We start from the raw sequence: 24,262 nt of genomic DNA on the forward strand, positions 1-24,262 counted from the left end.
TTACTTGATCGGCACGGTGGCGGTCACCGTGGCCTGGTCGATGTCGGTCGTGCGGACGGTGATGCGCAACTGCCAGTCGCCCCGGGCCGGCAGGTTGACCTCGCCGGTGGCGTGGTTGTCGCTCAGCGGCAGCAGCGGGACGGTGATCGGCTCGATCCCGGCCGACGGCAGCGCGGCGGTGACCTTCCACTCCTGCACCGGCTGGGGGCGGCTGTCCTTGGTGTAGGCGTACAGGTGCATCGAGTTGTTGCCGGTCTCGGCCGGGTCCAGCTGGACCTCCAGCGAGTAGATCGGGCTGCTCAGCGTGGTGGAGAAGTAGCCCTGTTCGGTTCCCGCGACGTTCGCGGCGGCGGTCCGCGCCGGGGTGGTCTGCACGAGCGTCGCCGACACGCCCAGCACCACCGCCGTGATCACCAGCTCGGCCACCACGGCCCGCCGCATCGCGCCCGGCCGCCCGGCGGCGACCCGCCGCCGCACCAGCGCCCGGGAGTACGCGGCCACGCCGATCACCAGCGCGAACAGCACGATCTTGGCGAGCAGGAGCCGGCCGTACGTGGTGTCGAACAGCGCCTGCAGGCTGGCCACCTCGATCAGACCCTGCACGGTGCCGGCCAGCAGCAGCGCGGCCACCGCGAGCGCGGCCCAGCGGGACCAGATCGGCAGGATCGCGTCCAGCTCGCGCTCGTCGGCCCGGCGCAGCAGGAACACCGCGAGCATCACCAGGCCGCCCAGCCAGACGGCCATGCCGCCCAGGTGGACCGCGTCCACCACCACCGACACCGCGGGCGCGGGCGAGGCCGCCGCGTGCCCGGCCAGCGGCCAGGTGAACAGCGCCGCGCCGCCGAGGACCGCCAGGATGATCCCGTCGGTACGGCCGATCGGACCGGCGAACAGCGGCCGGAGCAGGAACGCCGCCGCGGCGAGCAGACCCAGCCGGACCAGGTGCGTGGTGCCGTAGGCGCTGCCCAGCACGTCACCCAGGCCGGACCCGGTCACGTCGAACAGGCCGCCGCCGTTGACGTACGGCACCTGGAGCCACACCTCGGCCACCGTGGCCACCGCCAGCAGGCCCAGCCCGGTCCAGGCCAGCCGTGCCGGTCCCCGGCGGGACAGCCGGCGCGGCCAGAGCGCGGCGAGCACCAGCGCCGGGCCGACGAGCAGCAGCAAGCCGGTGTAGCCGGCGTACTTCGCCACCTTCACCGCGTTCTCGGTGACCGGGTTCGCCCGGTTGTCCGAGCCGCTGTCGGTGGGCGGCTCCGACGGCGCGCCGACGGAGTAGGTGAAGGCGCCGGAGACCGGGTGGCTGTCGGCCGAGATGACCCGGTAGCTGACCAGGTAGGTGCCGCGGCCGCCGGACGGGTCCACCGGGATGGTGACCTCGGCGCCCTGGAACGTCGGCTCGCCCCGGTCGGCCCGCGAGCCGTCGGGGGCGATCACCCGTACCTTCCCGGGCACCTTGCGGACGCCCTCACTGAACGTGATCACCACCTGCGCGGGCGCCTCGGGCACCACGGCGGAGGCGGCCGGGCTGCTGCTCACCAGCACCGCGTGGGCGGCGGCCGGGGTGGCCGGTGTGAGCAGCAGGGCGACCAGCAGGAGCAGCAGCCCGGCGACGGCCCCGGATCGGGCGGCGACGACCCGGGACGGGCGGCGTACGGCAGCAGTCATGACCGCAATGGTTCCCGAACCGGGGCGGGTCCGGCGAGCCGGTCTCCGGCAGGCGTGACCGAGCGCCCACCCGGTGCGGCGGCGCGCGCCACGCCGGGCCTGCTCGGAGGTCATGGGAGGGTAGTCGGACGGCCGGCGGAAAAAGTTCCCGGCGTGTGCGGGACCACGGAATGGGTCGAAGGACCCTGTCCCCTCCAGGTACGCCGCGTAACCTCGGGTGACGTGATCCCCGGCCCGCGCGACACCGCCGCCGACCGCCCCGAGTCGGCGCCCGACGCTGCCCGGGACGCGGCCACCGGCTGGGCGCTGGCCGCCCGCGACGGGAACCGCGACGCGCAGGCCGCCTTCGTCCGGGCCACCCAGGCCGAGGTGTGGCGCTTCGCCGCCGCGCTCGTCGACCCGGACAGCGCGGACGACCTGACCCAGGAGACGTACCTGCGGGCGTTCCGGGCGCTGTCCGGCTTCGAGGGGCGCTCCAGCGTGCGTACCTGGCTGCTCGGCATCGCCCGGCGGGCCTGCGCCGACCACCTGCGCACAGTCGTGCGCCGCCGCCGGCTCGACGCGCGGCTCGCCGCCCAGGCCGCCACCGACCGCCCCTACCCGGACCCGGCCGGCCAGCTCGGCGCCACCGACCTGGTCCGCCGGCTACCAGCCGAGCGGCGCTCCGCGTTCGTGCTCACCCAGCTGCTCGGCCTGTCGTACGCCGAGGCCGCCGACGTGGAGGGGGTGCCGGTGGGCACCATCCGCTCCCGGGTCGCCCGCGCCCGCGACGAACTGGTCGACGCCGTCGGCGACACACTGGCCGGATAGCGGGAACCTTTCGTGGCGCTCGGACGACGAATGACTGTGACCCCCTCCCCCTCCCGGGCCGGCCGCTGGCAGGCCCTGCGGCCCTGGCTCGGCGTCGCGGCCCGCCTCGGACTGGCAGCCGTGTGGCTGATCGCCGGCGGCACCAAGGTCGGTGACCTGGCCGCCTCGGGCCGGGCCGTGAACGCGTACCAGGTGATGCCGTACGACGTGGCCACTGTGATCGGCGCGGCGCTGCCGTTCGTCGAGCTGGCCCTGGGCGTCCTGCTGCTCGCCGGGCTCGCCACCCGGATCAGCGCCGGCGTGTCAGCGGCACTGCTCGTGGTCTTCATCGCCGGCATCGCCTCGGCCTGGGCCCGTGGCCTGGCCATCGACTGCGGGTGTTTCGGCAGCGGCGGGCAGCTCGCCGCCGGCCAGACGCCCAGCTACCTCCCGGAGATCCTCCGGGACCTCGGGTTCCTGGTACTCGCCGGGTTCCTGCTGATCTGGCCCCGCACCCCGTTCTCCTTGGACGGGTGGCTGGCGGGCGACGACACCGTGGAGGACACCGATGAGTAGTCGCAAGGGGCGCAAGGACGCGGCCCGGGTCGTACGCGAGCAGATCGCCCGGGAGAAGCGGCGCAAGCGGACGCTCTGGACCTCGATCGCCGCGGTGCTGGTGCTCGTCATCGCCGGCGGCATCGGCTGGGCGGTGTACTCCAGCCAGAAGTCCGACGAGTTCACCGCCCCGCCCGGGGCCAACGACGCCGGCACCGGCATCGTGCTCGGCACCGGGCCGGTCACCATCGACCTGTACGAGGACTACCTCTGCCCGGCCTGCAAGCAGTTCCAGCAGATCAACGGCGAGACACTCAACCAGCTCGTCAGCGAGGGCAAGGCCAAGCTGGTGTTCCACCCGGTCGCGTTCCTCAACCGCTTCTCCACCACTGAATACTCCACCCGCTCCTCGGCCGCCTCCGGCTGCGCCGCGCAGGGCGGCAAGTTCCGCGAGTTCACCGACCAGCTCTTCGCCAAGCAGCCGCCGGAGGGCGGCGCCGGGCTCAGCAACGACGAACTCGTCGACATCGGCGCGGGCGTCGGGCTGAACCGGGACGAGTTCGCCTCCTGCGTCTCCGACGGCACGTACCGGTCGTGGACCGAGCACGTCACCGACGAGGCGAGCAAGTCCGGCGTGACCGGCACCCCGACCATCAAGGTCAACGGCAGTGAGCTCCAGGACCGCAGCCCCGAGGGGATCAAGTCGGCGGTGGAGGCGGCCGGCAAGTGATCGCACCCCTGCGCCGGGCCGCGCTGGTGCTCGCCGTCGCGGCCACCGCACTGCTCACGCTCGCCGCGCCGGCCGCCGCGCACGGCGCGGACGCGCCCGACGGCACCGACTACCGCGCCACGATCAGCGGCGTCGACCCCGACCGCCCCGGGCTCACCGCGCGCATGGTGGAGGCCGGCGCGCGGCTGGAGCTGACGAACGACACCGGCGCCGAGGTCACAGTGCTCGGCTACTCCGGTGAGCCGTACCTGCGCATCGGCCCGGGCGGCGTGTACGAGAACACCCGCTCGCCCGCCTCGTACCTGAACCGGACGCTGGCCGGGGAGACCCGGCTGCCGGCCGAGGCGAACCCGGCCGCCGCGCCCGACTGGCGGCGGATCGACGACGGCTCCACCGCCCGCTGGCACGACCAGCGCACGCTGTGGCGGGAGGAGGCTCCGCCGGCCGCCGTCGCCGCCGACCCGGACCGGGAGCACCGGGTACGCGACTGGGCGGTGCCGCTGCGCGCCGGTGACACCACCGGAGCCGTACGCGGCACGCTGGACTGGGTGCCGCCGCCCGACCCGTACCCCTGGTGGGTGGCCGCCACGCTGGGCTTCCTGCTGATCGGCGCGGCCGGGCTGGCGCCTGGTGGCACCGCCGCCGGGGTGCGGGCGCTGCGCGCGGTCGGCGCTCTGCTCGCCCTGGGCGGCGCCGCCACGGTGGCGCTCACAGTCGCCCGCGCGCTGGACACCGGCACCCCCGGCGTCGGCGGAACGCTCGCCGAACTGGTCACCGGCCAGGTGTGGACGCTGCTCACCGGGCTCGGCGCACTCGCCGCGGGCGGGTACGCGCTGGCCCGCCGCCCGGCCGCCGACTTCGTGCTGGCGCTCGCCGGCGCCTGCCTCACGCTGTTCGCCGGGGCGACGAACCTGGCCGCGCTGTCCCGCGCGATCCCCCCGGCCGCCGGCCCGGCCGTGCTGGTCCGGGTGCTCGTGGTGGTCGGCCTGGCGACAGGCGCCGGCGCGGTGGCGGCGGGCCTGCTGCGCCTGCGCACAGCCGCAAGAGCAGCCCGCCCCACCCCCCACCCAACCCCCGTGCCCTGACCCCCGCCCCGCCCCGCCCCGCCCCGCCCCGCCCCGCCCCGCCCCGCCCCGGCGAGATCTTGGTACCAAACGGCCCCTATAAGGGCCCTTTCCTACCAAGATCTCCACCGCTCCCACCACGCGGAACGCCAATCTCGCGCAACGGGAGGCGCTCGCCACAGCAGCCAGCCGAACGAGGAACCTCCGCCCGCCCACCCCCAAACACCGCGATCTCGCACCTTCCGCCCCGGCATCCACGGCGTTCACGACATCTCCGGGGCCGCAACGGCAAGATCACCGAGCGCTGCGAGCGCCGGGCACGCCCGAGTGGAACACCACGGGTGTCAAAACGCCCCCGACATACCCATCACGTTCCACTCCCGCCGCACTCACCCCTGGGCGGCGTGATCTTGCAGTTGCCGCCCCGCGCGTGCGGCTTTTGCCCCGGAATACGCGGACGGAAAGTGCAAGATCGCGGCGGAGGAGGGCGGGAAGGGCGGGAGGGACGAGGGCCGGGTCAGGTCGGGCGGGGGGCGAAGCCGTAGGGGAGTTCCAGGCGGTGGGCGGTCAGCAGTGCCTCGTCGGACAGGAGGTCCGCGGTGGGGGCGTCGGCGACGATGCGGCCACCGTCCAGGATCACCGAGCGGGGGCACAGCTCGGCCGCGTACGGCAGGTCGTGAGTGACCATGAGTAACGTCACCGGCAGGGCGCGCAGGATCTCCGCCAGTTCCCGCCGGGCGGCCGGGTCGAGGTTCGACGACGGCTCGTCCAGCACCAGGATCTCCGGGCGCATGGCCAGCACCGTCGCCACCGCCACCCGGCGCCGCTGCCCGAACGACAGGTGGTGCGGCGCGCGGTCCCGATGCTCGCTCATGCCGACCGCGGTGAGCGCCTCGTCGACCCGGGCGGCCAGCTCCGCGCCGCGCAGGCCCAGGTTGGCCGGGCCGAACGCGACGTCCTCGGCGACTGTGGGCAGGAACAGCTGGTCGTCCGGGTCCTGGAAGACGATGCCGACGCGGCGGCGTACCTCGGCCAGCGTCTCCCGGTCCCGGCTGACCGTCAGGCCGCCGACGGTCACCGTGCCCTCGGTCGGGGTGAGGATGCCGTTGAGGTGCAGCACGAGCGTGGTCTTGCCGGCGCCGTTGGGCCCGAGCAACGCCACCCGATCGCCGCGCGGCACGGTCAGGTCCACGCCGTGCAGGGCGACGTGACCGTCCGGGTACGCGTACCGGACGCCGCTGACGTCGAGGGAGGGCGGCTGCTGCACGTACCCGATCATTGCAGGACGAGCGCGACGGCGGCGATGGTGGCCGCGATCGCCGGCACCGTCGCGGCGGCCACCCACTGGCCGGCGGTGGCCGCGCCGGCCCCCTGCCACACCGCCGGCATCCGGCCGGTGTAGCCACGGGAGAGCATCGCCAGGTAGACCCGCTCGCCGCGCTCGAACGCGCGCAGGAACAGCGCGCCGACGCCGGCCGCGAAGCCGCGCAACTGCCACAGGAACCGCGGGTCGTCGCCGCGCGACACCCGCGCCACCCGCATCCGGCGGGCCTCGCCGACGAGCACCTCCAGGTAGCGCAGCATGAACGTGGCGATCTGGGTGAGGATCTGCGGGCACCGCAGCCGGTCCAGGCCGAGCAGCAGGTCACGCGTCGTCGTGGTCGCCGCCAGCAGGAGCGACGCGAGTACGCCGAGCGTGCCCTTCGCCAGGATGTTGAACGCGCCGTGCAGCCCGTCCACGGACAGGGCGAGCCCCGCCACCTCGACCCGTTCCCCCGCCCCGAGGAACGGCAGGGCGAACGCGAACAGCACGAACGGCAGCTCGATCAACGCCCGGCTGAGCAGCCAGCGCGGGCCGACCCGGGCCAGCGCGGCCACCACGGCGACCAGGAGCGCGTAGCCGCCGAAGGCCCAGTACGCCTCCCGGGGCGTCGCCACCACCGCGACTGTGAACAGCACCATCGCGGCGATCTTCACCTCCGGCGGGAGGCGGTGCACCGGCGAGCCGGACTCGCGGTAGAGGACGTGCGCGTGCCCGGCGCCCATGGTCAGCGGGTGCCGGTGGACGGGGTCGCGGCGTCGTCCGCCGGGTCGGCGCTCGCAGTGGTCGTGTCAGGCGCGGCGGGGCCGGCGGGCGTGGCGGGCGTGGCGGGGCCGCGGCGGCGGGCCAGCCAGAACAGGCCGCCGCCGAGCGCGAAGGTGAGCAGCACACCGAGGACGCCGGAAAGGCCGGTGGACAGGAAATCGTTGCCGATCCCGCGTACGCCGTAGTCGGCCAGCGGGCTGTCCGCCAGCTCGTGGTCCTTGGCCTGCTGGGCCGGGCAGCTGCCGCCGGTGATCTCGTCGTCGGCGTTCACCGTGCAGCCCTTGAGCAGCGACGAGTCGAGGCCGTCCGGGTGCGAGGAGGCGTAGTTGCTGACCACGCCCGCCAGCAGCAGAGCCACCAGCAGGCCGCCGAGCACGAACGGCCAGTGACGCTTGCTCATCGGGCACCTCCGGCGACCGGGACGGCGGGAGCCGGCGTGACCGGCTTGAGGGCGCGCAGCGCGTACACCAGGTCGGGCCGGACCTTCGCGACGGTGACCACCGTGGTCGCGGTGATCAGGCCCTCGCCGATGCCGATGAGCAGGTGGGCGAAGGCCATGGTGCCGGCCAGGCCGGTGAGGTTGCCGCCGAGGTCGGTGGTGCCGCCCAGCCAGTACTGGAGGACGAAGCCCTGGGACGCGACCACCACGCTGACCAGCGCGGACACGAACGCGGTGACCGCCAGCCCGGCCGGGGTACGCGGCAGTACGCGCAGCAGGAGCGCGATCAGCAGGTACGCGGCGGCGGTGCCGAGCAGCGCCATGTTGGTGATGTTGAGGCCGAGCATCGCCACCCCGCCGTCACCGAAGACCAGCGCCTGCACGATGAGCACCACGGCGACGCAGAGCGCGCCGACCCACGGGCCGACGAGCAGCGCGGCCAGCGCGCCGCCGAGCAGGTGACCGCTGACCCCGGCGGTGAAGATCGGGAAGTTGAGCATCTGCACGGCGAAGATGAACGCCGCCACCAGCCCGGCCATCGGGGCCAGCCGGTCGTCGAGGTCGGCGCGGCCCCGCATCACGCAGAACGCGAGCGCGGCGAGGGCGAGAGCCGCGAAGATCGCGGCGACCGGACCGTTGATGATCCCGTTGGAGATGTGCATCGCCAGGGTGTCCACGGGCTCAGCGTATTTCCAGGAAGGCACTGTTGCCAATATCTGGCAACAACCTCATGATGGCCGTCACCACGCCCGCGCGTCGCCGTCCGCCGACCGTACCGGCCCGGCGGTATCGTCACCGCCATGACCGACCGCCTCAAGCCCGGCGACCCCGCCCCCGAGTTCACCCTCCCCACCGACGACGGCGGCACGCTGTCCCTGTCCGGCCTGCGGGGCCGCAAGGTCATCCTGTACGCGTACCCGGCCGCCATGACGCCCGGCTGCACGAAGCAGGCGTGTGACTTCCGGGACTCGCTCGCCTCCCTCCAGGCCGCCGGCTATGAGGTGGTGGGCATCTCGCCGGACAAGCCCGCGAAACTCGCCAAGTTCCGCGACCGGGATGCCATCACGTTCCCGCTGGTCTCCGACGAGGACAAGGCGGTGCTGACCGCGTACGGCGCGTTCGGCGAGAAGCAGATGTACGGCCGCACGGTCACCGGCGTGATCCGCTCGACGTTCGTGGTGGACGAGGACGGCAAGATCGAGCAGGCGTTCTACAACGTGCGGGCCACCGGCCACGTCGCCAAGCTGCGCCGGGACCTCGGCCTCGACTGAGGTCGTCGCGCGGCACGCCCCGGTCGCGGCCCGGAGTACACACGGCTCCGGCGCGACGCTCTAAACTCAGCGGGTCGGCGGGAGTGGCGGAACGGCAGACGCGCAGGCCTTAGGAGCCTGTGTCCGAGAGGACGTGGGGGTTCGAAACCCCCCTCCCGCACCATCAGCGGTGTCACCCGCATCACGAACGCGGGTCCGGGCCGCGTCGCCACGCGCAGGATGGCGTCGTGGACCTGCGTTTCGTACTCGACCCCGACCTGACCCCCGAGCTGCGCGAACAGATCATCGCGCTCTGGGTGGACGTGACGAACGCCGGCGGCGCCGTCGGCTTCGTCGCCCCGGTGACCGCGGACGAGGTACGCCCGCTCGCCACCTCGACACTCGACGAGGTGGCGGACGGGCCGGACCGGCTGCTCGCCGGCTACGAGGGCGAGAAGCTGGTCGCGGTGCTGGTCATCGCCGACAACCGGTTCCACCTCAAGACGCACTGGCGGGTGCTCAAGCGCGTCATGGTGCACCCGGACACGCAGGGACGCGGCCACGGCGCGGCGCTGATGCGCGAGGCCGAACGGATCGCCCGAGGGCTCGGCCTGGCGGCGCTGCACGTGACGGTCCGCGACGGCCTGGGCCTGGACGGCTTCTACAAGCGCCTCGGCTACCGCGAGATCGGCCGCCTCCCCGCCGCGCTGCGCCTGTCCCCCACCGACGCCCGTGACGAGATCCTCATGTGGCTCGACCTCCCCACCGCCCCCTGACCCTCCCCCGCCCCGCCCTGCCCCGTCGATCTTGCACTTTCCGCCCCCGCAAAGCCGCATCCAGGGCAGGTCGAGGGCCACAAGTGCAAGATCAACGCTGTGTGGGCTGGTCGCGAGGCGCCCACTCCCTCGCCCGTCCGCCCGTCCGCTCCCGGCGATCTTGCGGTTGCGGCCCGGGCGAAAGGTGCGTATGCGGCAACAGCGGGGCCGCGAGTGCAAGATCGGCGAGCTGAGGGCTCGGCAGGAGCCCTGGGCGGGTCAGGAGCAAGGAGCCGGGGTGGGAGGGGCGGCGGCTGCCTGCACCAGGGGTTCCGTTGCGGCTGAGGTGGGGGCGGCGGGGGTGGGCGACAGCGTGAGGGAGGTCGGAGGGCTGGGGGTGGGGGTCCTGGGTGTGGGGGTCGGCTTCTTCGGGGTGGGTCTGGGGGTGGCGGGATCGGCGCCGTACATGCGCGTCTTGCTGCGCTGCACCTGGCCGGGGAGCATCCGGATACCAGTTGCTGTCGCGCGGTGGCCGTACACGTCGGTGACCCGGATCTCGTACGGGCCGGGACCGGCCCCGGACGCGATCAGCCAGTAGTTGTAGTCCTGCCGCTGCGCCGCCCGCCACGAGCCGTTCTGCCGCACCTCGACCGAGCGCAACGGGTTGCCGTGGTCACCGACCAGGACGGCGAACCACCACTGCGACGAGCCCTCCTTCATGCGGAAGGTGAGCGGGCCGGACAGCCTCGGGTTCACCACCGCGCGGTAGCTGACCTTCACCACCCCCTGTACCGGGTCGGCGATCCGGGCGAACGCCTCGGCGGAGAGGTCGAGGTGACCGGGCGCGCACTCCGGGCACTGGTCCATCACCAGCACCCGGACGGTGCCGCGTGGGCCGGTGACGTCGAGGAAGCCGCCGCAGGAGGCGCCGGAGGCGTACTCGCTCGGGCCGAGCGCGACGTACATCCGGTCGGCGGGCGCAGCGGGCCGGGAGCAGTTGCCGCCGGCGCCCTCGGAGTCGTAGAAGGTGGCCTTGCCGCTGTGCGTCGCGCCGCCGACGGGCGGGGCGGCGCAGGCGGGGGCGGCGCCTCCGCGTACCGCGAGGGTCACCGCGACCGCGGCGGCGACTGTGACCAGACCGGCGGCGGCCAGGCGGCGACGGCGCGTGGCGGCGCGGCGACGACCGTCCGGGGCGGCGGGTCCGGGCGGGTCGCCGGCTGTCGGCGGGTGGGGTGCGGTGCCGTCGGTCACGCCGGTCGATGCTGCCGGACCGGCGTGCCACCGGACAAGCGAGCTAAGCGAAAGCTAAACCGGGCGCAGCGTACGGGCGGTGGAGACGACACCGGCCAGCCCGCCGGCGAGGTCGGGGTCCTGCCGCAGCGAGTCCTCCAGGCGGACCCGCCAGACGCCGGTCTCGACCGGCAGCCGGGCGTCGCCGGCCCAGCGGACCCGGTCACGGGTCTCGTCCAGGGCCACCGCCGCCGCGGGGCCCATCAGGGCGCCGAGTTCGCCGCGCAGCCAGCCGAACAGGTGCTCGTCGTGGATCGCCCCGCCGATGACCCGGGCGGCGTCCCACGCCACCCGCGGTTGGTGGACAACCTGCATCTCGACTCCTCGGTCGATGTGGCATTCCTCACCATCATCGATCCGGCGGCCGCCCGGCGGCAAGGCCCGGAACCGGCCACCTCGTCGCGGCGGTCCCGCGCCGCCGGGGCGTCACCGTCCGGGCGCGGGTCCACACGGTACGACGTGACTCAGTAGCATCGCGGCATGTCAGATCGCCACCAGCTCACCGATTCCGACCCGCGCGCGCAGGGCTCCGATGTGGAGCCGGGCGGGCCCGCGGAGGAGGAGCGGCCCCGGCGCCGCCGGGGCCGGCGGATCGCCCTGATCGTGCTGCTGGTGGTGGTGCTGCTGAGCGGCGGCACCGCCCTGGCCGGCGGCCTCTACTACCGCTCGGTCGACAAGTCGATCGAGCGGGTCGACGCCTTCGAGGGCGTGCCGGAGGAGTCGCGCCCTCAGGTCGAGGCCAAGGGTGCCATGAACATCATGATCCTGGGCAGTGACTCCCGCGACCCGGAGAGCACCGGCGGCTCGCGCAGCGACACGATCATCCTGGCCCACCTGCCGAAGGACCGGTCGAGCGCCCAGCTCATCTCGATCCCCCGCGACACCTGGACGGCCGTCCCGAAGTCGAAGGAGGGCCGCGGCGGTCGCGACGCGAAGATCAATGCCGCGTACGCCTGGGGCGGTGTGCCGCTGATGGTGCAGACGGTGGAGAAGTTCAGCGGCGTACGGGTGGACAACGTGGCGATGGTCGACTTCGCCGGCTTCAAGGAGATCATCGACGCGCTCGGCGGTGTCGAGATCGACGTGGAGAAGGGCTTCACCACGAAGTACTCGCTGATCGGCACGCGGACCTTCGAGAAGGGCCGGCAGACGATGGACGGGGCCGCCGCGCTGGACTACGCGCGGGAGCGGCACGCCTTCCCGGACGGCGACTTCGCGCGGATCCGGCACCAGCAGCAGGTGATCAAGGCGATTCTGGACAAGGCCGCCTCGGGCGGTGTGATGACCAACCCGGCCAAGCTCAACTCGTTCGTCCGTGCCACGTCCGACTCGGTTGCCGTCGACAAGTCACTGTCGCTGGTGGATCTGGCGATGGAGATGCGGGGCCTGCGCGGCGGCAACCTGACGTTCTTCACCTGCCCGGTCAAGGGCACCGGCCGGGTCGGCAGCGAGAGCGTCGTGTTCCCCGATCCGGCGCGCTCGAAGACGCTGTTCGACGCGGTGCGCCGCGACTCGGTCCCCGAGATCCTCGCCATCAGCGGAAAGTAGGACGTCGATCTGCCATGCCGGTGCTGGCGGCGGGGCGGGGTCGCTCGTATCCTGCGATCGCCGTCGGTCTCTGTATCCGGGCCGGCGGCGTCACGGGGGAGGATCGACCATGCCACGCCTGCCGGCGTTCGAGCATCCGTCTGCGCCGCCGTCCGGTGTGGCCATGAACAGGCCGATGGACAGCGGCATGGACACGACCACGGTGCTGCCGTACGCGGGGTCGCGGGCATCGACGCGTACCCGATGGTTGCGGGCCTGGATGGTGACCGCGCCCATCGACGTCGCGGCGCTGCTCACGCCGCTGCTGCTGACCCAGAACTACTGGCGTGGCACGTTGTTCAACGCCGCGCTCACCGTGGGCCTGTTCGCCGCGGGCGGGCTCTACCGGCCGCGCCGGCACATCAGCATCCTGGACGAACTGCCGAGCCTCGGCGGCCGGTTGCTGGCCTCCGGCGCGGTGGGGGCGATCATCGCAGCGCTGCGGCACGACTCGGTGCCGTACGTCAGCGGGTTCATGCGCGGCGTCGCGCTCTCCGCCGGCCTGGTGATCGTCGGGCGGGCGCTGAACAGCCGGCTCATCCTGCTGGCCCGCAAGCGCCGGTGGGTGGAGCACAACGCCATAGTCATCGGCGGCGGGCCGATCGGCGGCGAGCTGGCCCGGCTGCTGCGGCGCTACCCGCAGTACGGGCTGCGGTTCGTCGGCGCTGTCGACGCCCCGTCGCGGCCGCGGATCGGCGCGTTGCCGCTCATCGGCACGATCGACGACCTGGAGAAGCTCGCCGAGATGCTGGAGTGCGAGGTCCTGGTCATCGCGGACCCGGACTGCTCCGAGGCCGACCTGATGGAGTCGCTGCTGCGTCCGGCCAGTTCGCGCTGTGACCTGTGGGCGGTGCCGCGCCTGTGGGGGTCGCGGTCGCAGGGCGGCTACCCGGACCACATCGGCGCCATCCCGATCGTCAAGATCGGCGACACCACGCTCACCGGTCCCCGGTGGCGGCTCAAGCGCGCCTCCGACGTGGTGTTCGCGGTGACCGCCCTGCTGGTGCTGAGCCCGCTGCTGCTGCTCTGCGTCGTCGCCACGTTCCTCGACGGCGGCCGGGGCGTGTTCTTCCGTCAGGAGCGCATCGGCCGGTACGGCAAGCCGTTCCACGTGATCAAGTTCCGGTCGATGCGCCCGGCCGACGAGCTCGAGTCGCAGACCACCTGGTCGATCGCGCACGACGAGCGGGTCGGCCCGATCGGGCGGTTCATGCGGCGGACCTCGCTGGACGAGCTGCCGCAGCTGTGGAACATCCTGCGCGGCGAGATGAGCGTGGTGGGGCCCCGGCCGGAGCGGCCGTACTTCGTGGAGAAGTTCTCCATGGAATACCCGAGGTACGCGATGCGGCACCGCGTACCGGTCGGGCTCACCGGGCTCGCTCAGGTCAGTGGGCTGCGCGGGGACACGCCGATCTCGGACCGGGCGCGGTTCGACAACTACTACGTCGAGAACTGGTCGCTCTGGCTCGACATCAAGATCGTGCTGCGTACCGTCACCGAGGTCTTCCGGGGCGGCGGCCGCTAGCCGCGGTCGCCGGCCAGCGCCTGCGCCAGGTCCGCCCGCCAGTGGCCCGGCGGCGGCAGCTTCGCCGCCGACCAGCGGCCGTGCGCCAGCACGCCGTACCGGGGGCGCGGTGCCGGGCGCGGGAAGCGGTCGCTCGTCGTCGGCCGGACCCGGTCCGGGTCGAGACCGCGCAGGGCGAAGACGGCGCGGGCCAGGCCGTACCAGGTGGTCTCGCCGGCGGCGGTGCCGTGGTACGTCCCGGGTGCCGCGTCGCCGGCGAGCGCCGCGTCGGCGAGCGCCACGAGACGCTCCGCGAACCGGTACGACCAGGTGGGCTGGCCGCGCTGGTCGTCCACCACGTCGAGCCGGTCGCGTTCGGCTGCCAGCCGCAGCATGGTGGTGACGAAGTTGTGCCCGTGGGTGGCGTAGAGCCAGGCGGTACGCACCACGTACCCGGTCTCCGGCAGCAGCCGGGCCACCGCCCGCTCCCCGGCGAGCTTGCTGCGCCCGTACGCGTTCACCGGGCCGGTCGGGGCGTCCTCCGGGTACGGCTCGGTGGCGTCGCCTGCGAACACGTAGTCGGTGGAGACGTGCACGAGGCGCGCGCCGGACCCGGCACAGGCGTGGGCCAGCGCGGCGACCGCGTCGCCGTTCACGGCTGTGGCGTCCCGCTCGCGGGTCTCGGCTCCGTCCACGTCGGTCCACGCGGCGGCGTTGAGCACCACGTCGTGGCCGCCCACCGCGTCCCGGACCGCGTGCGTGTCGGTGACGTCGAGGTCGGCGCGGCCGGCGGCGGTGACGGACAGGTCCGGCCGGGTCCGCAGCACGGCGAGCAGGTCCCGCCCGAGCATCCCGCCCGCGCCGGTGACCAGGATCCGGGTCATTCGGGGCCGGCCGTCTTCAACGGCTCCCACCAGGCCCGGTTGTCCCGGTACCAGCGGACCGTCTCGGCCAGGCCCCGGTCGAGGCCGATGCTCGGGGCGTACCCCAGCTCGCTACTGATCTTGCCGATGTCCAGCGAGTAGCGGCGGTCGTGGCCCTTGCGGTCGGTGACCGGCACGACCCGGTCCCAGCCCGCGCCGCACGCCGCCAGGAGCCGCTCGGTGAGCTGCCGGTTGGTCAGCTCGGTGCCGCCGCCGATGTGGTAGACCTCGCCGGCCCGACCCTTCTCCTGCACCATCGCCACGCCCCGGCAGTGGTCGTGCACGTGCAGCCAGTCCCGGACGTTGCCGCCGTCGCCGTAGAGCGGCACTGTGCCGCCGTCGAGCAGGTTGGTCACGAACAGCGGGACGACCTTCTCCGGGAACTGGTACGGCCCGTAGTTGTTGGAGCAGCGGGTCACCACGACGTCCAGGCCGTGGGTGCGGTGGTAGGACAGCGCCAGCAGGTCCGACCCGGCCTTCGACGCCGAGTACGGCGAGTTCGGCGCCAGCGGCCAGTCCTCCGTCCACGAGCCGGAGTCGATCGAGCCGTACACCTCGTCGGTCGAGACGTGCACGAACCGGCTGATGCCGTGCCGCAGCGCGGCGTCCAGCAGCGTCTGGGTGCCGAGCACGTTCGTGGTGACGAACGGTGCAGCACCGGTGATCGAACGGTCCACGTGCGACTCGGCGGCGAAGTGGACGACCACGTCGTGGCCCGGCACCACCTCGTCGACCAGCGCCGGATCGCAGATGTCGCCGCGGACGAAGCGCAGCCGGGGGTCGTCGCGTACCGGTGCCAGGTTCGCCAGGTTGCCGGAGTAGGTGAGCTTGTCCAGCACGGTCAGCGCGGCCGGGTCCTCGACCGGTACCCCGGACGCATCGCCGCCGGGCACGCCCAGCAGCATCCGCACGTACTCCGACCCGATGAAGCCGGCGCCGCCGGTGACGAGGATCCTCACGGATGGTGGAGTCTACGCCGTACCGGCAGCCCGGGCGGGACGTCGACGGGCCACGGGGGCGGCGGCGCCGCGGGTAGTCTCCGCGGGTGCGCGGAATCCTTCTCGCCGGTGGCACCGGATCCCGGCTCTGGCCGATCACCCGGGCCGTCTCGAAGCAACTGATGCCGGTGTTCGACAAGCCGATGGTCTACTACCCGCTCTCCACTCTGGTGATGGCCGGCGTGCGGGAGATCCTGGTGGTGACCACACCGGAGGACCGCACCCAGTTCGAGCGGCTGCTCGGCGACGGCAGCCAGTGGGGCCTGTGCCTGACGTACGCCGAGCAGCCCCGCCCGGAGGGCATCGCGCAGGCGTTCCTGCTCGGCGCCGACTTCGTCGGCGAGGAGGCGGTGGCGCTGATCCTCGGCGACAACATCTTCCACGGTGTCGGGCTCGGACGGCAGCTCGCGCAGCACGGCGAACCGGCCGGTGGGCGGGTCTTCGCGTACCCGGTCGCCAACCCGCAGGACTACGGCGTGGTCGAGTTCGACGACGCCGGCCGGGTCCTGTCGATCGAGGAGAAGCCGGCCCGCCCCCGGTCCCGGTACGCGGTGCCGGGCCTCTACTTCTACGACAACCGGGTGGTCGACATCGCCCGCAAGCTGACGCCGAGCGCCCGGGGCGAGCTGGAGATCACCGCGATCAACGAGACGTACCGGGCGTGGGGCGAACTGACGGTGACGGTCCTCGACCGGGGCACCGCCTGGCTGGACACCGGCACGTTCACGTCGATGATGCAGGCCGCCGAGTTCGTCCGGGTGATCGAGGAGCGCCAGGGCATGAAGATCGGCTGTGTCGAGGAGGTCGCCTGGCGGTCCGGGCTGATCGACGACGAGCGGCTGCGGATGCTGGCCCATCCGCTGACGCGCAGCGGTTACGGTGAATACCTGCTGGGCCTGCTGGCCGAGCGGTCCGGTTCGGGGAGCGCGTCGTGAAGATCCGTCCGCTGAGCATCGAGGGCGCCTGGGAGGTGACCCCGCGCCGGCACGGCGACGCGCGGGGCCTGTTCCTGGAGTGGTATCGCTTCGACCGGCTCGCCGAGGCGGTCGGCCGTCCGCTGCGGCTGGCGCAGGCCAACCTGTCCGTCTCGGCGCGGGGCGTGGTGCGCGGCATCCACTTCGCCGACGTACCGCCCGGCCAGGCCAAGTACGTCACCTGCGTACGCGGGGCGGTGCTGGACGTGGTGGTGGACGTGCGGGCCGGCTCGCCGACGTACGGCCGGTGGGAGGCGGTACGCCTCGACGACACCGACCGGCGGGCCGTCTACCTGGCCGAAGGGCTGGGGCACGGGTTCTGCGCGCTCACCGACGACGCGACGCTCAGCTACCTCTGCTCCGCCACGTACAACCCGGCGGCCGAGCACACGGTGCACCCGCTGGATCCGGACCTCGGGATCGACTGGCCGGCGGCGATGCCGCTGCTGTCCGAGCGGGACGCGGCAGCGCCACGCCTGGCCGAGGCGCGCGCCGCGGGTCTGCTGCCCGGCTACGACGCCTGCCGCTCCTTCACCGAAGCGTCGGCGACCCGGCCGTCGGTCTGACCCGGCACCCCGGCCGGACGGCGCACCGTCGTCGCCCAGAGCGCCCGCACGTCCGCGCTCACCGGAGTGCCGGCCCGGCGGTAGCCGAGCACCAACGCGCTGCCGACTCCGAGCGCCAGGCCGCCGAGCGCACCGCCGAGGGCGTACCACTGCCACCGCACCGGCTCGGAACGCGGCGGCGGCGCGGCCGCCCGGACCACTGCGACGTGGGCCTTGAGCCCGAGCCCGGCGGGCGGCAGGTCGCGTTCGGCGATCCGTTGCAGTTCGGCGGCGAGCGCGGCGGCGATCGCGGCGGCGGTGCCGGCGGACCGGTCGGTGACCGTCACGTCGATCGCCAGCGAGTTCACTGTGGACGAGGCGACGACGCGCCCGGCCAGGTCGTCGGTGGTGTACGGCAGTCCGAGCGAGTCGATCACCGGGCGGGTCAGCCGGGGCGTGTTCATCATGGTGGCGTACGTCTTGACCCGCCGCTGCATCAACCGGCCCGCCTCGTCGGCCGGCGGGCGGGGCTGGGGCGCGGCCGACTTCTCGGCGGCGAACGTGACGACCATCTGGGTCTCGGCCCGGTAGAGCGGCGGTCGCCGTTCGGCGAGGACCCCGGTGAACGCGCCGCACAGCAGTGTCAGCGCCAGCACGATCGGCCACCGCCTGCCGATCGTGTCGCGGAGGGAGTGGGCGAGGTCCACGACGCGTCACCCTACCGGCGGCGGGCCGTTGCGGGCGTACCCGCCCGCCGGGTCCATTGCGCAACGGCGCTCATGTCGGGTAGAACAGGCCCGCACACATCCGCGCATCTTGGGGGAAGACGAGTGGATTCCGCGTGGCGGGCTCGCGGCCGGCGCCGGCGCCTGGGCGCCGGGTGTTAGGCCGGGTCCGGCGGATCGTCTCCCCCGAGCGTCTCTATCTGGCCGCCCTGGGCCTGACCGGGCTCGCCGCGCTGGTGTCGGTCACGTTGCCGGCTGCGGAACGCGGTGAGCTCGCGGCGAACATGGTGAGCGCCACTGTGGGCGCGGCACTCGGCGGCCTGTCAGTGGACACGTTCCTGCTGTCCCGTCCGGCCGGCTGGATCATGTCGCGCGGTCGTCTGTGGATCGCCGGCATCCTCACCGTCTCGCTCGGCCTGACCGCGCTGGCCGCGGCGCTGCTGACCACGCTGGCCGGGCTGGGCAGCCACCCGGTGGGCATCGGTGCGGGCTGCGCGCTCACCGTGTTCAACGCGGCTGCGTCGCTCGGCCTGCGCCTCAAGCGGTTCTGGTTCGTCTACACCATGCGGGCACTCGGCGGCGCGGTGCTGGTGGCCGGGTACGGGCTGCTCTGGCTGGGCCACCGGCTCGACGGTGGCCTGTGGAGCGTGCTCTGGCTTGGTGTGCAGGTCGCCACCGCGACGGTGCTCGGGGTGGCGGTGCTGGGCTGGGCGCGGCGGTTCGGGCCGGTGCCGGCGGCGACGGCGGGGCGCACGGAGTACCGCGCCGACCTGCTCGCGGTGGGCCGGCTGCACGTCGGGGTGTGCGCGCAGATGCTGACGTACCGGCTGAGTCAGGTTCTGGTGGCCCGGTTCGCCGGCGCGGGCGCGCTCGGCGTGTTCGCGCTGGCGGTGGCGGCGCTGGAGTTCGCCCAGTCCGGCGCGGTGGTACGGGCGCAGCGGATCCTGGCCGAGCGTGACCCGGACGCGATCGGCGACCACGGCCGCGAGGTCGTGCGCTCGGCGCTGCCGATCGCCGCGCTCGCCGTGATCGGCCTGGCGGTACTCGGCGTGCTGGCGCCCGACTACCGGGACGCCTGGATCTTCGGGCTTCTCCTGCTACCGGGGACGCTGGCGCTGTCGGCCGGCAAGACGTGGAGCGCGGCGCTGCTCAAGCGCGCGGGCGAGCAGGCCACCACCGCCGTGGCCCTCGTCACCATGTCGGTGTCGGTGGTGCTGTACGTTCTGCTCATCCCGTGGGCCGGCGCGCTCGGCGCCGCGGTCGCGTCGTCTGTCGCCTACGGCGTCTACGCGTTGCGCACCCGGCAGCGACTCCAGCGGTCCACGCACCTCCTCGTCAATCGGATGGCCTAGCGGTGGACGTCTCAATCGTCGTGTTGACCTGGGAAGACTTCGAGCGCACCGACGGCTGCGTCCGCTCGCTCCCAGAGGGTGTGGAAGCCGTCGTGGTGGACAACGGCAGCGCCGCCGAGATCAGCGACAAGCTGCGGGCCATGTGCGCCGAGACCGGTGCCCGGTACGTGCGCTCGGAGACGAACCTCGGCTACGCCAAGGGCATGAACCTCGGTGTCCGGCACAGCACCCGGTCCCGGGTGGTGCTGTCCAACAACGACATCCTGGTGCGGCCCGGCGCGATCGAGCGGCTGGTGGCCGAGCTGGACGACCCGGCCGTGGGCGCGGCGTTCCCGAAGGTGCTGGACGCGACCGGCCGGGACCAGACCGCCGCCGGCCGCTTCCTCACAGTGGGCACCGGCGTCGCGCACGCCACCGGGCTCAGCCTGGTGTTCCCGAGGCTGCGGATCGTGGCCCCGCCGGAGCGTGGTGACTGGCTCTCCGGGCCGTTCGTGGCGATCCGGCGGGAGACGCTGGACCGGATCGGCGGCGTGGACGAGTCGTCGTTCTTCTACTCCGAGGACCTGCGGCTGTGCTGGGCGGTGCGCCGGCTCGGGCTGCGCCTGGCGTACCTGCCGGATGCCGTGGTCACGCACGAGGACGACGCGAGCGCGAAGCGCCGGTGGGCGGCCGAGGAGATCTCCCGCCGGCAGACCCGCGAGTTCATCCGGGCCAGCCGTGAACTGGCCGGATGGCGGGGCACTGTGGCGTGCTCCGCGTACACGCTGGGGGTGCTCGCCCGGGCGGCGGTGGGTGGCGGGGCGGCGCGGCGGGCGATCGCCCGCGGCGCCCTGGAAGGCATGGGCGTCCGATGAGGGTGCTGTTCGTCTGCACCACCGGCGGGTCGGGGCGGCGGCAGCTCGGCGGCGCCGAGCGCTTCCTGATCGAGATGCTGCCCGCGCTCGCGGCCCGCGGCGTCGACGTGGTCGCCGCCACCCCTGAGGACGAGGTGGCGGCGGCGTTGCGGGACGCGGGCGTGCCGTGGCGTCCGCTGGGCGCGGCCAAGCGGGTGGACCTGGGGTACGCGCGCGGCATCCGCGCCCTCGTCGAGGAGCTGCGGCCGGACGTGGTGAGCGCGCACCTGCTCTCCGCCGCGATGCACGCCCGCGCCGGGCTGGGCGTGCGGGGCCGCCGCACGCCTCTGGTGGTGACGCTGCACAACAGCCTCTGGCAGTACCGCGACACGGCGGAGACGCTGCGCGCGAAGGCCGCGGTGCAGGCAAACATCAGCACCGACCTGATGTTCCGGCGGCTGCGGCCGCACGCGACGGTCGCGGTCTCCGGCTTCGAGGCCCACGAGCTTCGGGTACGCGGGCGGATCCGCGACGTGCGGGTGATCCCGAACCCGCTGCCGGCCATCTGGCCGCAGGTGACCGACACCGGTGGTCTCGCACCGGACGGCCCGGTGCGGGTCGGCTTCCTCGGCCGGCTGGAACGGGAGAAGGGCGCCGACCTGCTCGCGGACGTCGCCGCCGCGCTGCCGGACGTGGAGTTCCTGGTCGCCGGCGCGGGCACCGTCGACGTCGAGGAGCGACCGAACCTGCACCTGGTCGGCCGGGTCGACGCCGCGCCGTTCCTGCAACGGCTGCACTGCCTGCTGGTGCCGTCCCGGGTGGAGGCGTTCGGGCGCAGCGCGCTGGAGGCGATGTCGCTGGGTGTGCCGGTGGTGCACTCGGGCGCGGGCGGCCTGACCGAGGTGACAGCCGCCGGTGACGGCGTGCTCGCGTACCGGGCGGACCTGACGCCGCAGGCACTGGCCGCCGCCGTGCGGACGGCCACCGACCCGGCCGCGTGGGACGAGCGGCGGCGCGAGCTGGCCCGGCAGTACGCCGACCGGCACTCGTTCGACGGATGCGTGGACAACTGGCACGACCTGTACCGGACGGTCGCCCGTGGCACCCGCTGAGCGACGCCTCTGGTCGGTCGGGATCCCGTTCGCGCTCGGCGCGGCCCTGCTGCTGGCCACGCTCGACGCCGGGTTCGCCGTCGCGCTCGCGCTGACGGTCGGCACGCTGATCGCCGCGCGCCTGCGGATGTGGGCGCTCGCCGCCTGCGCCGCCGTCTGGACCGCCGCACTGCTGGCCGTACGGGTGCTGCCCGGCCCGTACGACTCCTGGGCCGGTCGTGGGGTGCTGCCGGTGCTCGCCGGTTACGTCACGGTCTTCCTGCTGGCCTGGGCGGTGGGCCGGCGGCTGATCGACAGGCGGGACGAGGACGGCGACCGGTCCCGCCCGGCGCTGTCCTGGCCGTCCGAGCGGCGCCTGCTGACGTACCTGCTCGTGCTGCTCGGCGTCGCGGTGGTGACCGCGGCGATCCGGTTCCGGGGCACTGTGCCGCCGCTGCTCGCCGACAACCCGGACGCCGCCCGGCAGGTGCTGCGCGAGCAGTCGAACCTGATCATCGGACTGCTGTCCGAGGCGTGGACGCTCGGCATGGCCGTCTCGCTGCTGCGCGCGTTGTCCGCGCGCGGCCGGGCGCTGCCTGTCTACTACGCGCTCACGGCTGTCTTCACCGTCGGCGCCGCGCTCGGCGCGAGCAAGAACTCGGTGCTGGTGGGCATCGCACCCGCGCTGATCGCGGCGCTGTCGGTCCGGCGTACCCGGGGACGGGCCGCGTCGTTCCTGGCCGCGCGGACGCCTGTGGTGCTGCTGATCGGCGCGGTGGCGCTCGGCGCGGCGGTGTTCCTCGGCGGGCAGCGCACCATGGCCGGCACCGGCGCGTTCGAGACCGAGTTCCGGGCCCGCTACGGCAGTAACGCGCTGACCAGCAGCGCCGGATCGCTTGACCTGTCGCTGAGTTCGTCCACCGAGACGTTCGGGCGGGTGTGGTCGCAGCGGGAGCACCTGGAGCCCCGGTACGGCACGTACTCGCTGACGTTCCTCGGCTCCCGGGTCGAGCCGATCGTCGGCAAGGCGGACCTGTACGGCCTGACGTCCCAGCTCAGCCAGCCGTACCTGATGAACACCGCGACGTTCGTGGCCATCCCGCTGCTCGACTACGGCCCACTGGGGGCGGTGTTCTTCCTGGCCGCGCTGGGGCTGGCGGTGGGCGCGACCGAACGGTGGTTCGAGTTCTCCCGCGCGCCGGCCGGGCAACTGGCGCGGGCGTTCGTCGTCTACTTCGCGCTGTTCGGCGTCTACGAGCTGTATCCGCTGATCTATCCGACCTGGCTGAGCCTGGTGCCCGGCCTCTGGGTGCTGCACCGGCTGGGCAGGAGCACGGCATGACGTTCGACGGGCTCACAGTGGTCACCGTCCTCTACCGGTCCGCCGGCATGCTCGCCGAGACGTTGCCGACCTGGGTCCGCAGCGCCGGTGACCTGCCGGTCCGGTTCGTCTTCGCGGACAACTGGCCCTCCGACGGGTGCGCCGAGGTGATCGCGGGGAACCTGCCGGCCGACCGGTACGCGTACCTGCCCGACTCCACGAACCCGGGTTTCGCGGCCGGCTGCAACCGGGGTGCGGCGACGGTCACCACGAGTCACCTGCTGCTGCTGAACCCGGACGTGTGGCTGCCGGACGACGCGCTGGCCCGGATCTGCGCCGCCGTCGCCGCCGACCCGGACGCCCCGCTCGCTGTCGGCCTGGCCATGCACGGCGGCGAGTACGCGGGCATCGACCTGAACCCGGTGTCGCTGTTCATCGACAGGCGGTCCACGGCGAGTCGTGCCCCGCTCGGCCCGTCCGGCGGCGCGGCGGTCTTCCCGGCCGCGCTGTACCGACGCTTCGGCGGCTTCGACGAGCACCTGTTCGCCTGGGGCGAGGACGCCGACCTGGCGTTCCGGCTCTACGCCTCCGGGCTGCGCACGCGCGGGCTGGACGTGGTGCTGCCGCACGCGGGCGGCCACAGCGTGGACGGCGACGACCGGTTGCAGGGGTTCCGGGCGTTCCTGCTGGCCCGCAACCGGCTGCTGGTCGCGTCCCGCACGTTCACCTGGCCGCTGCTGCTCGTGGCGGTGCCGGTGCTGGCGCTCGCACACCTCGCGCTCGCCGCCCGGCGGATCCGGCAGGGCCTGCTGCGCCCGTTCCTGCGCGGCATCGGACGCGGGCTCGTGGAGGGGCCGGCGGCCCGCCGCCGCTGGACCGGGCCGCGGTTCGGGTTCGCGTCCCTGCTCGGCTACCTGACCGCTCGGAGGGCGTGATGACGGCACAGCCGTGGACAGTGGTGACTGTCAGCTACCACTCGGCGGACACGCTGCGCCGCTGCTGGCGCGGTCCGAAGCCGTACGAGTGGCTGGTGGTCGACAACGCCTCGGCCGACGACTCGGCGGCGGTCGCCGAGGAGCTGGGCGCGCGGGTGATCCGGCTGCCGGAGAACGTCGGTTTCTCCCGCGCCAACAACGTCGCGTTGCGCGAGGCGACCGGCCGGTACGTGCTGTTCGCCAACCCGGACCTGGAGGTGCGCCCGGACGACCTGGACGTGCTGGCCCGGCACCTGGACACGCACGGCGGACTGGTCGCGCCGCAACTGCTCGGCACCGACGGCACACCGCAGGCCAACGGGCGCGGCTTCCCGTACGCGACGGCGAAACTCGGCAACCGGAAGGTGTGGCCGCTGTCCCGGCTGCACGCCGCGTACCGGCTGGTGGCCGCGCCCGGCGAGACGCGCCACGTGGCCTGGGTGATGGGCGCGGCGGTGGCCGGCCGGACCGCCGACGTCACCGAGCTGGGCGGATGGAACGAGCGGTTCTTCCTCTACTACGAGGATCACGAGCTGGGGCTGCGCGCCTGGCGGAACGGGATGCCGGTGGCGGTGCTCGGTGACGTGCGGTGGACCCACCACTGGGCGCGCGCGACCAACTCGGTGCGCTGGTCCCGGGCGCACACGCTGGAGCTGCGCAGCGCCCGGACGTTCTTCGGCATGTTCCCGGAGTTCCTGGTCGGCCTGCCGCGACCGGCACGCCGGCACCGCCGGGCCGCCGGGCTGGTCGGCACGGCGGTCTCCGCCACTCCGTCCACGCCGGACCGCGCCGGCCAGTGATCGAAGCCG

General features: G+C 73.6%; 26 protein-coding genes and 1 tRNA gene. 17 read left to right on the forward strand and 10 right to left on the reverse strand.

Annotated elements, in window-relative coordinates; all coding sequences use genetic code 11:
- Positions 1-1,668, reverse strand: coding sequence for a copper resistance CopC/CopD family protein (locus BFV98_RS13360; protein WP_030270218.1), 1,668 nt, complete (start codon positions 1,666-1,668; stop codon positions 1-3).
- 222 nt (positions 1,669-1,890) lie between these two features.
- Between BFV98_RS13360 and BFV98_RS13365 the strand changes: the two genes are divergently transcribed.
- The 4 genes from BFV98_RS13365 to BFV98_RS13380 are packed head-to-tail and all read left to right on the forward strand — an operon-like array spanning position 1,891 to position 4,827.
- The gene (locus tag BFV98_RS13365) at positions 1,891-2,478 is read left to right on the forward strand and encodes a sigma-70 family RNA polymerase sigma factor (RefSeq protein WP_013284395.1); all 588 of its coding nucleotides are present in this window, start codon (positions 1,891-1,893) and stop codon (positions 2,476-2,478) included.
- 30 nt (positions 2,479-2,508) lie between these two features.
- The gene (locus tag BFV98_RS13370; protein WP_071096500.1) at positions 2,509-3,033 is read left to right on the forward strand and encodes a MauE/DoxX family redox-associated membrane protein; all 525 of its coding nucleotides are present in this window, start codon (positions 2,509-2,511) and stop codon (positions 3,031-3,033) included.
- Positions 3,026-3,742, forward strand: a complete 717-nt coding sequence (locus BFV98_RS13375; RefSeq protein ID WP_030270220.1) for a thioredoxin domain-containing protein — start codon at positions 3,026-3,028, stop codon at positions 3,740-3,742. The genes BFV98_RS13370 and BFV98_RS13375 overlap by 8 nt, the downstream gene beginning before the upstream one ends.
- Positions 3,739-4,827 carry a hypothetical protein gene (locus BFV98_RS13380; RefSeq protein WP_071096502.1) on the forward strand — a complete coding sequence of 363 codons (1,089 nt, stop codon included), beginning with the start codon at positions 3,739-3,741 and terminating at the stop codon, positions 4,825-4,827. Before BFV98_RS13375 ends, BFV98_RS13380 begins: the two co-directional genes overlap by 4 nt.
- Before the next feature lie 496 nt (positions 4,828-5,323).
- Here the strand turns inward: BFV98_RS13380 and BFV98_RS13385 are convergent, their stop codons facing one another.
- Genes BFV98_RS13385 through BFV98_RS13400 form a run of 4 tightly spaced genes read right to left on the reverse strand, consistent with a single transcriptional unit; the run spans position 5,324 to position 8,008 of the window.
- Complete coding sequence (locus BFV98_RS13385; RefSeq protein WP_071096504.1) at positions 5,324-6,085, reverse strand: energy-coupling factor ABC transporter ATP-binding protein; 762 nt, start codon at positions 6,083-6,085, stop codon at positions 5,324-5,326.
- Entirely contained in the window at positions 6,082-6,852 is a 771-nt protein-coding gene (cbiQ, locus tag BFV98_RS13390) for a cobalt ECF transporter T component CbiQ (protein ID WP_071096506.1), read from the reverse strand. The genes BFV98_RS13385 and cbiQ overlap by 4 nt, the downstream gene beginning before the upstream one ends.
- 2 nt (positions 6,853-6,854) lie before the next feature.
- Positions 6,855-7,292 (reverse strand): PDGLE domain-containing protein, encoded by a 438-nt coding sequence (locus BFV98_RS13395; protein WP_071096508.1) that lies wholly within the window; start codon positions 7,290-7,292, stop codon positions 6,855-6,857.
- Positions 7,289-8,008: an energy-coupling factor ABC transporter permease gene (locus tag BFV98_RS13400; RefSeq protein WP_041798831.1), complete on the reverse strand. Its 720-nt coding sequence runs from the start codon at positions 8,006-8,008 to the stop codon at positions 7,289-7,291. The genes BFV98_RS13395 and BFV98_RS13400 overlap by 4 nt, the downstream gene beginning before the upstream one ends.
- A 123-nt stretch (positions 8,009-8,131) precedes the next feature.
- Here BFV98_RS13400 and bcp point away from each other — a divergent pair, with 123 nt between their 5' ends.
- The 3 genes from bcp (at position 8,132) to BFV98_RS13415 (ending at position 9,357) form a co-directional block, all read left to right on the forward strand.
- Positions 8,132-8,602 carry a thioredoxin-dependent thiol peroxidase gene (bcp, locus tag BFV98_RS13405; RefSeq protein WP_047894783.1) on the forward strand — a complete coding sequence of 157 codons (471 nt, stop codon included), beginning with the start codon at positions 8,132-8,134 and terminating at the stop codon, positions 8,600-8,602.
- 77 nt (positions 8,603-8,679) lie between these two features.
- Positions 8,680-8,765, forward strand: a tRNA-Leu gene (locus BFV98_RS13410).
- Positions 8,766-8,829: 64 nt separating this feature from the next.
- Positions 8,830-9,357, forward strand: coding sequence for a GNAT family N-acetyltransferase (locus BFV98_RS13415; RefSeq protein WP_013284386.1), 528 nt, complete (start codon positions 8,830-8,832; stop codon positions 9,355-9,357).
- 258 nt (positions 9,358-9,615) lie between these two features.
- Here the strand turns inward: BFV98_RS13415 and BFV98_RS13420 are convergent, their stop codons facing one another.
- Positions 9,616-10,587, reverse strand: a complete 972-nt coding sequence (locus BFV98_RS13420; protein ID WP_071096510.1) for an expansin EXLX1 family cellulose-binding protein — start codon at positions 10,585-10,587, stop codon at positions 9,616-9,618.
- A gap of 54 nt (positions 10,588-10,641) precedes the next feature.
- Positions 10,642-10,941 carry a hypothetical protein gene (locus BFV98_RS13425; protein WP_013284384.1) on the reverse strand — a complete coding sequence of 100 codons (300 nt, stop codon included), beginning with the start codon at positions 10,939-10,941 and terminating at the stop codon, positions 10,642-10,644.
- A gap of 165 nt (positions 10,942-11,106) precedes the next feature.
- Here BFV98_RS13425 and BFV98_RS13430 point away from each other — a divergent pair, with 165 nt between their 5' ends.
- Entirely contained in the window at positions 11,107-12,174 is a 1,068-nt protein-coding gene (locus BFV98_RS13430; RefSeq protein ID WP_013284383.1) for an LCP family protein, read from the forward strand.
- Positions 12,175-12,283: 109 nt separating this feature from the next.
- Complete coding sequence (locus BFV98_RS13435; RefSeq protein ID WP_036310515.1) at positions 12,284-13,738, forward strand: sugar transferase; 1,455 nt, start codon at positions 12,284-12,286, stop codon at positions 13,736-13,738.
- On the opposite strand, the gene rfbD is transcribed toward BFV98_RS13435, so the two are convergent.
- Positions 13,735-14,601: a dTDP-4-dehydrorhamnose reductase gene (gene rfbD / locus BFV98_RS13440; protein WP_071096512.1), complete on the reverse strand. Its 867-nt coding sequence runs from the start codon at positions 14,599-14,601 to the stop codon at positions 13,735-13,737. The genes BFV98_RS13435 and rfbD overlap by 4 nt on opposite strands.
- The gene (rfbB, locus tag BFV98_RS13445) at positions 14,598-15,599 is read right to left on the reverse strand and encodes a dTDP-glucose 4,6-dehydratase (protein ID WP_071096514.1); all 1,002 of its coding nucleotides are present in this window, start codon (positions 15,597-15,599) and stop codon (positions 14,598-14,600) included. Before rfbB ends, rfbD begins: the two co-directional genes overlap by 4 nt.
- 86 nt (positions 15,600-15,685) lie before the next feature.
- Between rfbB and rfbA the strand changes: the two genes are divergently transcribed.
- The gene (gene rfbA, locus BFV98_RS13450; protein WP_071096516.1) at positions 15,686-16,573 is read left to right on the forward strand and encodes a glucose-1-phosphate thymidylyltransferase RfbA; all 888 of its coding nucleotides are present in this window, start codon (positions 15,686-15,688) and stop codon (positions 16,571-16,573) included.
- The gene (gene rfbC, locus BFV98_RS13455) at positions 16,570-17,178 is read left to right on the forward strand and encodes a dTDP-4-dehydrorhamnose 3,5-epimerase (protein ID WP_030270250.1); all 609 of its coding nucleotides are present in this window, start codon (positions 16,570-16,572) and stop codon (positions 17,176-17,178) included. The genes rfbA and rfbC overlap by 4 nt, the downstream gene beginning before the upstream one ends.
- Here the strand turns inward: rfbC and BFV98_RS13460 are convergent.
- Positions 17,124-17,864: a YveK family protein gene (locus BFV98_RS13460; RefSeq protein WP_071096518.1), complete on the reverse strand. Its 741-nt coding sequence runs from the start codon at positions 17,862-17,864 to the stop codon at positions 17,124-17,126. The genes rfbC and BFV98_RS13460 overlap by 55 nt on opposite strands.
- A 173-nt stretch (positions 17,865-18,037) precedes the next feature.
- Here BFV98_RS13460 and BFV98_RS13465 point away from each other — a divergent pair, with 173 nt between their 5' ends.
- From BFV98_RS13465 to BFV98_RS13490, 6 genes are read left to right on the forward strand one after another with little or no spacing between them, the layout of a single operon-like run.
- Positions 18,038-19,234, forward strand: a complete 1,197-nt coding sequence (locus tag BFV98_RS13465) for a hypothetical protein (RefSeq protein WP_232236642.1) — start codon at positions 18,038-18,040, stop codon at positions 19,232-19,234.
- Positions 19,235-19,236: 2 nt separating this feature from the next.
- Complete coding sequence (locus BFV98_RS13470) at positions 19,237-20,088, forward strand: glycosyltransferase (protein ID WP_030270255.1); 852 nt, start codon at positions 19,237-19,239, stop codon at positions 20,086-20,088.
- Positions 20,085-21,179 carry a glycosyltransferase family 4 protein gene (locus BFV98_RS13475; RefSeq protein WP_030270257.1) on the forward strand — a complete coding sequence of 365 codons (1,095 nt, stop codon included), beginning with the start codon at positions 20,085-20,087 and terminating at the stop codon, positions 21,177-21,179. Before BFV98_RS13470 ends, BFV98_RS13475 begins: the two co-directional genes overlap by 4 nt.
- A complete protein-coding gene (locus BFV98_RS13480) occupies positions 21,166-22,500 on the forward strand; it encodes a hypothetical protein (protein WP_030270259.1) in 1,335 nt (444 codons plus the stop codon). Before BFV98_RS13475 ends, BFV98_RS13480 begins: the two co-directional genes overlap by 14 nt.
- On the forward strand, positions 22,497-23,414 hold the full coding sequence (locus tag BFV98_RS13485; protein ID WP_030270261.1) for a glycosyltransferase family 2 protein: 918 nt from the start codon (positions 22,497-22,499) through the stop codon (positions 23,412-23,414). The genes BFV98_RS13480 and BFV98_RS13485 overlap by 4 nt, the downstream gene beginning before the upstream one ends.
- On the forward strand, positions 23,414-24,253 hold the full coding sequence (locus BFV98_RS13490) for a glycosyltransferase (protein WP_013284371.1): 840 nt from the start codon (positions 23,414-23,416) through the stop codon (positions 24,251-24,253). Before BFV98_RS13485 ends, BFV98_RS13490 begins: the two co-directional genes overlap by 1 nt.
- Positions 24,254-24,262 lie beyond the last annotated feature (9 nt).

The sequence above is a fragment of the Micromonospora sp. WMMB235 genome, from assembly GCF_001855515.1.
GTDB lineage: Bacteria > Actinomycetota > Actinomycetes > Mycobacteriales > Micromonosporaceae > Micromonospora > Micromonospora aurantiaca.